This window comes from Kitasatospora sp. NPDC091257 (assembly GCF_044757675.1).
Lineage (GTDB): Bacteria > Actinomycetota > Actinomycetes > Streptomycetales > Streptomycetaceae > Kitasatospora > Kitasatospora lactacystinica.
The window spans coordinates 1-1,964 of record NZ_JBIVVI010001462.1; the positions used below are offsets into that span (position 1 = coordinate 1).

The 1,964-nt window shown below is 76.2% G+C and carries 1 pseudogene; it reads right to left on the reverse strand.

Features of this window, described 5'->3' with window-relative positions:
• Positions 1-453: 453 nt before the first annotated feature.
• Positions 454-1,737 (reverse strand): annotated as a pseudogene (locus tag ACIQOV_RS39370) (serine/threonine-protein kinase); the annotation flags it as partial.
• Between the last annotated feature and the right edge of the window lie 227 nt (positions 1,738-1,964).

Here is a 1,964-nt window from a genome sequence, read left to right on the forward strand (position 1 = left end):
CGCCACCGAGGTGCGGGAGGTGGTGGCGACCGGGGTGTCCCCGGTGAAGGTGTAGAGCTGGACGAGGTCGACCTGGGTCGAACCCTCCGCCCGCCGCAGGACGACCACCGCGGCCGGCAGGCCCTTGTACCGGGCCGGCAGCACCGCGCTCAGCGTGACCTGCGGTCCGGCCCCGACCGAGTGCCCGTTCTGCAGGGCGACGGCCGGCCCGCCGGCCCCGTCGGGGTAGCTGCGGTTGGGCCAGTCCACCGGTGGCACGGGCGCCTGCGGGGCTGTCAGCCCGCTGTCCGCGCCACTGCGCGCCGCCGCCGGGAGCGGCGCGGTCGAGGACTGTGGCGCGGTCGAGGACTGCGGCACGACGTCCGCCGAGGTCCCCGGCACCGCCTGTTCGCCGCCGGAGCCCGTATTCACCACCACCGCGCTCGGTGGCCGCACGCTCCGGTTGTCCCGGTTCTCGCAGCCCTGCGCCGCCGCGATGGCCAGCGCCACCCCGATGGTCACGGTGACGAAGACCACCAGTCGCTGCCGGAGCAGCCGCTGCCGGGCGGTGCCGGGCCGCCCGCCGGGGGCGGGGGTGTGCTGGCGGTCCCGGGGGCGTGCCCGGTCGTGGGGGCCGGGGCGGCCCGGGGGCGGGGTCTGCGGACGGTCCGGACGCGCCCGCAGCGGGCGGGTCACCGGCGTGGCTTCGGGCCGCGGCGCGGGCGCGGCCGGTCCCTGGGGTCGCCGTCCGGCGGCCCCGGCGGCCTGCGCGCCGGGGCGGCCCGCCGCAGCCCGGGCCCGTGCCGCGGCGGGCGGCTCGGGCGGGCGTCCGGGGGCCGGTACGCTCTGCCGCCCGTTCTCCTGCTGGGCCGGAGCGGGTGCGGGGGCGGCCCGTCCGGGTCGTGTGCCGCGGGCGCCGCCGGCGTTCCCGGCGGCCGCACCGCGCGCCGCCAGTTCGCTGAGCCGCTCGTGCAGCGCGGCGGCTCCGGGGCGTTCGGCGGGTTCCTTGGCCAGGCAGGCCCGGATCAGCGGCGCCAGTTGCGGCGGTACGGCGGAGAGGTCGGGCTCCTCGTGGACGACCCGGTACAGCATCACTTCGGAGGACGCCCCGGAGCCGAACGGGGTGTCCCCCGTGAGTGCGTACGCGAGGGTGGCCCCGAAGGCGAAGACGTCGGTGGCGGGCGTGACGGCGACCCCGCGCACCTGCTCGGGCGCGAGGAAGCCGGGGGAGCCGACCGCGGTGCCGACGTGGGTGAGCGTGCTGGCGCCGCGCGACCACGCGATGCCGAAGTCGATGATCCGCGGGCCTCGGGGCGAGAGCAGGATGTTGGACGGCTTGAGGTCCCGGTGGACCACTCCCGCCTCGTGCACCTTGACCAGTCCGTCGGCGAGCGCGGCCCCGATCCGGGCGGCCTCGGGCCAGTTGAGCGGTCCTTCGTCGCCGACCCGTTTGTAGAGCGAGGGCCCCGGCACGTACGCGGTGGCCAGCCAGGGCCGTTCGGTCTCGATGTCCGAGCCGACCACGCGCGCGGTGCAGCCGCCCCGGATCCGGGAGGCGGCGGCGATCTCGCGGGCGAAGCGGGTGCGGAACTCCTGGTCCTCGGCGAGCTCGGCGCGGATCAGCTTGAGGGCGACGCGCTGCCCGCGGCGGTCGGAGCCGAGGTAGACGACGCCCATGCCGCCGGCGCCCAGTCGCCGGTGCAGGCGGTACGGCCCGACGATGCGGGGGTCCTCACGCCTCAGCCGCATCATCGCCATGTTTCGTTCCCCGTCAGCCTGTGGGTGAGGCCCCGTCGGTTGGGCCATCGTCAGTTCCTGTCTGGCACAGCTTACGGACTGCCCGCTGCGGTGTGCTGATACGCAACACCTGAAGCCACCGTGCGATTGTCGGATCTTGCGTTGACCTGCAGGTCACAAGGACGTCGAAGGGCTTCTCGGGGTTGCCCCTCAGGGTTCCCTCGGGGGTCGGATGAGCCTTCCGTCCC